This is a genomic window from Burkholderia sp. Bp8998 (assembly GCF_003854235.1).
Taxonomy (GTDB): Bacteria; Pseudomonadota; Gammaproteobacteria; order Burkholderiales; family Burkholderiaceae; genus Burkholderia.
Genome location: NZ_QTQF01000002.1, coordinates 469324 through 477438, shown reverse-complemented (window position 1 = coordinate 477438; position 8115 = coordinate 469324). Strand labels below are relative to the sequence as shown.

The 8115-nt window shown below is 59.8% G+C and carries 7 protein-coding genes; all 7 read left to right on the top strand.

Translation table 11 applies throughout. From position 1 onward, the window contains the following. Positions 1-441: DUF6708 domain-containing protein (locus tag DIE06_RS04990; protein WP_409364486.1), on the top strand; the 441-nt coding region annotated here is incomplete at its 5' end. A 68-nt stretch (positions 442-509) separates the two neighbouring features. After that, positions 510-752: a PAAR domain-containing protein gene (locus tag DIE06_RS04985; RefSeq protein ID WP_124660425.1), complete on the top strand. Its 243-nt coding sequence runs from the start codon at positions 510-512 to the stop codon at positions 750-752. Further along, a complete protein-coding gene (locus tag DIE06_RS04980; RefSeq protein WP_260433537.1) occupies positions 752-1387 on the top strand; it encodes a hypothetical protein in 636 nt (211 codons plus the stop codon). Before DIE06_RS04985 ends, DIE06_RS04980 begins: the two co-directional genes overlap by 1 nt. A 1-nt stretch (position 1388) precedes the next feature. Next, positions 1389-2330: a DUF6708 domain-containing protein gene (locus DIE06_RS04975; RefSeq protein WP_124660396.1), complete on the top strand. Its 942-nt coding sequence runs from the start codon at positions 1389-1391 to the stop codon at positions 2328-2330. Between the two features lie 68 nt (positions 2331-2398). After that, positions 2399-2677, top strand: coding sequence for a PAAR domain-containing protein (locus tag DIE06_RS04970; RefSeq protein ID WP_185733344.1), 279 nt, complete (start codon positions 2399-2401; stop codon positions 2675-2677). Next, entirely contained in the window at positions 2674-3975 is a 1302-nt protein-coding gene (gene tssL / locus DIE06_RS04965) for a type VI secretion system protein TssL, long form (RefSeq protein WP_185733343.1), read from the top strand. The genes DIE06_RS04970 and tssL overlap by 4 nt, the downstream gene beginning before the upstream one ends. A gap of 25 nt (positions 3976-4000) precedes the next feature. Next, entirely contained in the window at positions 4001-8110 is a 4110-nt protein-coding gene (gene tssM / locus DIE06_RS04960; protein ID WP_124660393.1) for a type VI secretion system membrane subunit TssM, read from the top strand. The last annotated feature ends 5 nt before the right edge of the window (positions 8111-8115 follow it).

Genomic DNA, 8115 nt, shown 5'->3' with positions numbered 1-8115 from the left:
GGTCGACAAAATTGGGATATACGCGGCCATATCCTCGACAAGGATGGAGAAACGGTGCGAGAGACATTCGCTCTGCCCGGCGACACGATGCTAGTGGATCAGTTGAAGCACAGCTGGGAATTCATCCGTCGATACATGGAGGAAGGTCCGGCGTCGGTCTATCGCGACGTCTACTGGTGCCACGATATTGCCGAGCGACGTGAAAAATACAAGGTTGGTCTCAGGTACATGTTTTTTTCGCTGAATGGTCAGCCCATCGGCCAAATATTGCTTTCGCCTGTGTTCTTTGTGGCGTCGTTAGGTCGATGGTTTGCGATGCGCACGAGCAAGATTCCGGTATGGCCGGCGGAAATTGAGGCTGCGTGCCAGGTAGACCCTTTTGATCCGTATCTGCGCGATGCGTCACGCAATCCCGAGAGGATTCCGATGGAACCGATGTGAAGGCGTAATTTCGTCGGGAGCGAAATCAACTTACCGAAATGATGGATTCAGTAACCAAAGGCGATTCAATGTCTCTTCCCATCGCAGTACTTGGAGACGGCACCGATCATGGCGGCCGGATCATGACGGGTTCAGCTACGCACACGGTCGACGGCAAGCCTGTCGCGCGACTTCACGATCTGGTCGATTGTCCCCAACGTTATCCGGATGGTCGTCCACACGGAGTGAACCGGATTATCGAAGCTCACCCGACGCTGACGGTCGGTGGAATTCGTGTGGCTTTGCACGGAAAGTCGGCTGGGACGGCCTGATGCTGGCGTTCAACAATTCCATCGATGGCGTGGCCAAGCAGGCGCCGGAGATGCTCGGCAAATTATTGGCATCGCTCGGCGGGTCCATCACCCAGATGTTGCAAAGTGCAGCGGATGGGCCGGTTCGTCATGCTCTGGCCGCATGCGGCGTGGTCAGTGGCCGCCCGGTCGCGCCGGTCGAGTTGACCGGTTCGTACAAGGCGTATCGCGCATCGCTTATCCGTCAACTCTTGAAATCCTCCGGCATCAAGAAGATCGGTGAAAACGCTATCCAGCGAGAGGTGCCGCTTGCGTTGTGTCGCCTCCAGATTCGAGGAGAACCGACGAATACGGTTGTGTCGTCGAAGTTCCTGGTGATGATCGACGATGAGTCGATCAAAGGCATGCCAAAGGGACTGAGCAAGACCGAACAGGCCAAATGGCTTGCGAACTCGGTTCGTTTGGCCGAGGAGATCGAGAGACTGAATCTGTCGGCGTGGCGGGAGCGGATCAATGTGTCGCAGGGCACATTTCTGCAGGATGACAAGATCGACAAGTGGCTGAAGCGTTGCTACTGGGGCGTCTTCGAGGCGAAAGACCGCTACCCGAATCCAGATGCGGAAATGAGCGATCTGGCGATCGCGATTGGAGCGTAGCATGGACTACACGGGACTCTATGCAAAGAAATATCGCATTAATCGAAAGCTTACCGACGAGGAGCGGTTCAATCAACTTAATCAAAGAATGTCACTCGATGTTTCGCCGTTTTACAACATTTCAGTGGTGAGGATGAATTCGACGTATCTCGAGTGTGTTGATCGTTGGTTTATTTATCGCGGATTTGTGACGGCTATATGCCTATATTTTTTTTTAATAACTGCGATTGTGATTGCGATGCCGTTGTACATGCTCTCGCCGGTGCATTTTATTCCGAGCAAATCTGATTTTGGCTTCATGTTGTTTGCCCTTCCTTTTTTGGCCCCATTGTGGCTGCTTCTTCTGTGGGGGTTGCTCAAGGAATCATTTGGTTTGACGCATTTTCCGATAAGATTTAATTATAAAAATCGGATGGTTTATGTTTTTCGGCGAAACGGGACAGTGTTGAAGGCTAAATGGGGCGATATATTTTTCACGCTCGGGCGTTGTGAGCGAATGGCCGGTCGACAAAATTGGGATATACGCGGCCATATCCTCGACAAGGATGGAGAAACGGTGCGAGAGACATTCGCTCTGCCCGGCGACACGATGCTAGTGGATCAGTTGAAGCACAGCTGGGAATTCATCCGTCGATACATGGAGGAAGGTCCGGCGTCGGTCTATCGCGACGTCTACTGGTGCCACGATATTGCCGAGCGACGTGAAAAATACAAGGTTGGTCTCAGGTACATGTTTTTTTCGCTGAATGGTCAACCTATCGGCCAAATATTGCTTTCTCCCATTTTCTTTGTGGCGTCGTTAGGTCGATGGTTCGCGATGCGCACGAGCAAGATTCCGGTATGGCCGGCGGAAATTGAGGCTGCGTGCCAGGTAGACCCTTTTGATCCGTATCTGCGCGATGCGTCACGCAATCCCGAGAGGATTCCGATGGAACCGATGTGAAGGCGTAATTTCGTCGGGAGCGAAATCAACTTACCGAAATGATGGATTCAGTAACCAAAGGCGATTCAATGTCTCTTCCCATCGCAGTACTTGGAGACGGCACCGATCATGGCGGCCGGATCATGACGGGTTCAGCTACGCACACGGTCGACGGCAAGCCTGTCGCGCGACTTCACGATCTGGTCGATTGTCCCCAACGTTATCCGGATGGTCGTCCACACGGAGTGAACCGGATTATCGAAGCTCACCCGACGCTGACGGTCGGTGGAATTCGTGTGGCTTTGCACGGGCATCGTACCGAGTGTGGATGTGTGCTAGTCAGCAGTACCGTTGCGAGGATCGGATGATGGATCGTGCGAAATACCTGGGTGGCCAGAAGCACGACGTATCGGTTCCGGTCGATGCTCCGGCGTTTGCCGATACCGTCGATCCCGATCGAAACCTGAAGACTTACGTCATCCCGCCGGGAGAAGCGGAATCGCAGCGACTGAATGCAATCCTGGCCGCACGGAATCCGTTGCTCGAGGCCTCGCGCGTCTTGCTGCGTGCGCAGGCCGACATGCCCGAAACGTTTGAGTCGAAAGATGCAGTCGTGCTGTTGCGCAGGCTTCTTGTGGAGGAGGTCCGCGTATTCGAAAGGCTTTGCGAGCAGGCAAACATCCGGCGCGACCACATGATTGGCGCGAGCTACTGCCTGTGCACGGCACTGGACGAAGCCGCAACGCAAACCGCATGGGGCAAGGAGGGCTCGTCGGCGATCGCATGGATCCAAGGGGGGCTTGCGACCACTTTCCACGGAGATCTCAAGGGCGGCGACAAGGTCTATTTGCTGATAGGCCGATTGCTGGAAGACCCTCACGAGCATCGAGACTTGCTGCAAGTGATCTACCGCATTCTCAGCCTCGGTTTCGAAGGCCGCTACCGAGGCGTGACCGACGGCAAGCGCAAGCACGATGCGATTCGTCAGCGGCTCTATAACGTGATCACGTCGCAGCGCGAACCTGTGCCGCTGACGCTATCGCCTCATTGGCAATCGACCGCGACAGGCAAGCGCCTTTCGTTCACCGATTTTCCGGTATGGATCACCGTCACGGTCCTGTCGGTAATCCTGCTCGGACTGTTCGGATGGTTCAAGTACGAGTTGTTCAGTCGCAGCGCCGACGTTCAGAAGCAGATTGCCGACATCGCCCGCATGACGCCGCCGCCTGTACCGCCGCCACAGTTGCATCTCAAGCGACTGCTCAAGGATGAAATCGCTGCGGGCACCGTCAGTGTCGACGAAGACGCCCGCCACAGCGCCGTCACGTTCCGCGGCGACGCGATGTTCAAGCCCGGCGGCGCTTCGGTCCAGGCGTCGATGAATCCGCTCATTTCAAAGATCGCCACGGAGATCGCCAAGGTGCCCGGCAAGGTAACGATCATCGGCTATACGGACAACGTGCCGATTCGCAGCCGTCATTTCGCGTCGAATCAGATGCTGTCTGAAGAACGCGCCACCCAGGTCATGCAGATGCTGCAAGCCGCCGGCGTGCCCGCGAACCGTCTCGAAGCCGTCGGCAAGGGCGATGCCGATCCGGTCGGCGACAACCGCACCGCACAGGGGCGTGCGCAAAACCGGCGCGTCGAGATCGACGTCGTACGCTAAGCCAGATCCGTTTTCGGAATAACACATGAAGAAGTTCCAGTTCCTGTCGTTTCTGGCCTCGCGCCAGTTCCTCGCGTTCCTCGCGCTGATCGTCGTCGCACTGGTGATCTGGTTCGTCGGCCCGTTTTTCGCGTTCGGCGGGCTCAAGCCGCTCGCCGGCGCCGGCATGCGCGTGCTGCTGATCGCGATGTTGCTCGCCGGTGTGCTGCTCTGGCTCGTGGGCTTGTCGACGAGTGTCGTGTTTATCGCGTTGCTGTGCCTGCTGATCTGGTATGCGGCGCCGCTGCTGTCGCTCGGCCATACGGCGCCGTTCGAGCCCGTGTCTGCCCGACTCACCGCGATCGCGCTGGTGGTGGCCGTCTTCGTTCTTGTCGGGTCGTTCCGCCTGTGGCGGAAAATGCGCGAAGACGACGCGTTCATGAAGAAGATGTTGCGCCTGGATCGCCGCAAGGATGAGTCGCCTGCCGTACCGCGCCTGCGGAAAATCGAAGGGATCGTGACGAGCGCGCTCGTGCGCCTGAAATCGATGCGTACCGGCGCACGCGGCTTTGCCAAGCTGTTCCAGGGCAAGCGCTATTTGTACGAGCTGCCTTGGTACATCACGCTCGGCTCGCAAGGGGCCGGCAAGACCAGCGTACTGATGAACGGCGGGGTGGTATTTCCCGTTGCCGAGCAGATGCAGCGCGCGGCCGGGGCGCCTGTCGGCGACGCTTCCGCGGTGGACTGGTGGTTGACCAACGAGGCTGTATTGATCGACACGGCCGGCTACTACACGCGTCATGGCACGTCGACGGCCGATGACGTCGGCGCGCCCACTGAGGAAACGGGGAAGCAGGCAACTGGCGTTCCGGGCAAGGCCGGCGCCGGTGCCGAGCCGGCTGCGGATGGTGCAGTAGAAGATGGAAAGCAGAATGAGGCGTCGCAATTGAAAGCCGCGGCCACGTCAACGGCCAGCGGCCATGTCGTTCCGCCCGGTCAACGTGCGGGTGACCGCCGACAGAAGATCGATCGCGCGGAATGGCTCGGATTTCTGGGCATGCTGCGCCGGCATCGGCCTCGCGCGCCGATCAACGGCGCGTTGCTGACGATCGATCTTGCCACGTTGGCAAGTGCCGACGAACAGGCGCGTGTGGCTGAGGCTGCCGCGTTGCGCGCGCGGCTGGCGGAACTGAGGCAGGAGCTGGGTATTCGTTTCCCTGTCTACGTAATGGTCACGAAGATGGACCGTCTGACGGGTTTCGCCGAGTATTTCGGGGCGCTGACGGCCGAGGGGAGGACGCAGACATGGGGCTTCACGCTTCCGTATGGCAAGGAAACGGTTGCGAAGGAGGGGCTGCGCGCCCGCTGCCACGAGGAACTTGCCGAACTCGCGCAACGGTTGAGCGGTTCGATCGATACGCATCTGCAGGATGAGTATGATCCGCGCAAGCGCCGGTCGCTGGCGGCGCTACCCGAGGCGTTTTCTGCGCTGCTCGGACCGCTGCTCGACCTGATCGACCGCGTGTTTCTCGATTCGCGCTACGACGATACCCAACTCCATTCGACGTTACGCGGTGTGTATTTCACAAGTGCGCGGCAACAGGACAGCGAGATCGTTGTGGAGCGCAGTACGGTCGTTCAACGTCTTCTGTCGACTCAGGACCACGCTCCCGTTTCGTCGGCGCGCGCCGAGGGCAACCAGGGTTTCTTCCTGCACGACCTCCTGACCCGTGTCATGTTCCCGGAAGCGCATCTGGTGAGCCCCAACCTGCGCTGGGAATATCGCTACCGGCTTTTACGCCTGATCGGCCATACGTTGGCCCTGCTGTTGTTCGTGTGGCTGGCGCTCGGCCTGCGCGCGAGCTTCGGCCACAACAGCAACTATCTCGATGCGATCGGCCGCAAGGTGCAGGCGCTCACGGCGCGCGTCACCCGGCTTTACCAGGAACCCAAGCCGGAAGCCGTGCCGGACACGCTGACCGAGGCTCGCTATCTGCCGATCTTCCCGGGCCTGGACCTGTCGGACCCGGACAGTACGTGGCGCTACGGCCTCTATACGCCAACGGACATCGCCACCGAAAGCCGCCATGCCTACGACGCCCTCGAGGACAACCTGCTGTTGCCGCAGATCGTGCATCGTCTGGAAGACGTCATGTCCGGTGCGATTGCCAACAAGGATCCCAAGACGGCCTATGATGCGCTGCGCGTGTACCTGATGCTGTACGACAAGGCGAAGTTCAATGCCGCCGACGTCAAGGCCTGGGTGCTCGACGACTGGGCGAAGACCGACAGTGCGGCTGCTTTCGGTGGAAGGGCGTCGATGATCGACCATGTGCAAGCGCTTTTCTCCGGGGAACGTGTGGTGCAATCTGCGCTGATCCGCAACGATGCGCTGGTACAGCAGACACGGGCGTTTCTCGACGGCAGCAACGCAACCGATCGCCTTTATCAGCGCGCGAAGGCGGCCATGCTCAAGGAGGCGCCCGACGAGTTTACGTTGCTGCGCGCGGTCGGCCCGCAAGCCGGCACGGTGTTCACGCGGGCGAGCGATGCACCCTTGTCGCGCGGCGTATCGGGGCTCTTCACGTTCGTTGGTTACCGGAATCTGTTCGACAAGCGATTATCCGAATTCGTGCAGATCGCGCGCGAGGACGATGCGTGGGTGATGGGACGTTCGTATCTGGCGGGGTTGTCGGATCCGGCTCAAAAAAAAACGGCTGAGATCGTGAGCAACTCGGCCGGCGCCGACGATGCGTTGACCGACGCGGTCCGCCGCGAATACCTGACGGAATACGCGCAGCAGTGGGACGCGTTTCTCGACGACATCCGGACCGTGAGCGGCACGAGCCTTGCGTTCAATCTGAAGGTGCTGCGCAGCTTCGCGGCGCCTGATTCGCCGCTGGTGCGGCTTGCGCGCGCGGCCGTGCACGAGACGACGCTCACGCAGCCGATGGCTGCGTCGGACGGTTCGCTGCTGCAGCGCGCCGCCGACCAGCTCAATCAGAAGGCGGACAAGACATTGGGCATTCGGGCGTCGGAACGCATTGAACGGGAACTTGTCGACAATCACTTTGCGGCGCTGCGCGAGGTCGTAACAGGGAGCGTGGATGCGCAATCCGATACGCAACCCGCCGCCACGCAGGCGGACAAGACGGGGTTGGACGGCGTCACCAACCTGCTGAACGACTACTACACGGTGCTCACTGTTGCCGACAATGCGCTGTCAAATAACAGCATGCCACCGGCGAGCGACACAGCCGCGAAGCTGAAAATGACGGCCGACACGATGCCGGCGCCGTTTCGCGCCGTATTGCTGCAGCTTGCCGGCGATGGTTCGCGAGAAGTCAATCAAGGTATCGGCCAGTTGCTGTCGCGCCAGATGCAGGCAGTGGTCGGCGCCACATGTCGGCTGATTGTCGAGGGCAACTATCCATTTTCACCGGACAGCAAGCGCGATGTCAGCATCGACGATTTCACCCGGGTGTTTGCGCAGGGCGGCGTGATCGACGACTTCTTCGCAAAAACGCTTGCACCGTTCGTCGACACGGCCGCGAAGCCTTGGCGCTACCGGACGCTGCCAGGCGCGACCGAACCCGTGCAGGGACCGGACCTGGAGCCGTTCGAGCGTGCGAAGGCAATCCGCGACGTCTTCTTCAACGATCCCGGCCACAAGCAGATGACGTGGAAGGCCGACATCCGGATTCCCGAGCTCGATCCGACGATCATGAGCCTGTCGCTCGACATCGATGGGCAGACGACGCTTTATCAACACGGTCCGGTCGCGCCTTTCACGGTCACGTGGCCGGGGCCGCGCGGCGGCGTCCACACGGAAATCACGGCCAATCCGCGGATTCGGCCGGACACGTCGACGATCGTAGCGGACGGGCCTTGGGCGTTGATGCGCCTGCTCCAGAAAGGTCGTGTGGTGGAGACGGCAACGCCGGGCCGCACGCGCGTCGCGTTCAGTTTCGACGGTCGTCAAGCGGCGCTCGACGTCGCGAGCACAGGGAGTGTCGCGAATCCGCTGACGAGCGACGTGCTGAAGACATTCCGGTGTCCCAGCACGATGTCCGTGTTCAACCTGCCGGATAGTGGCCCGCCGCCGGGATTGCCGCGAGGGATGTTGCCGGCGAGCGCGGTAAGCGCTTCCCGCTGAACCGG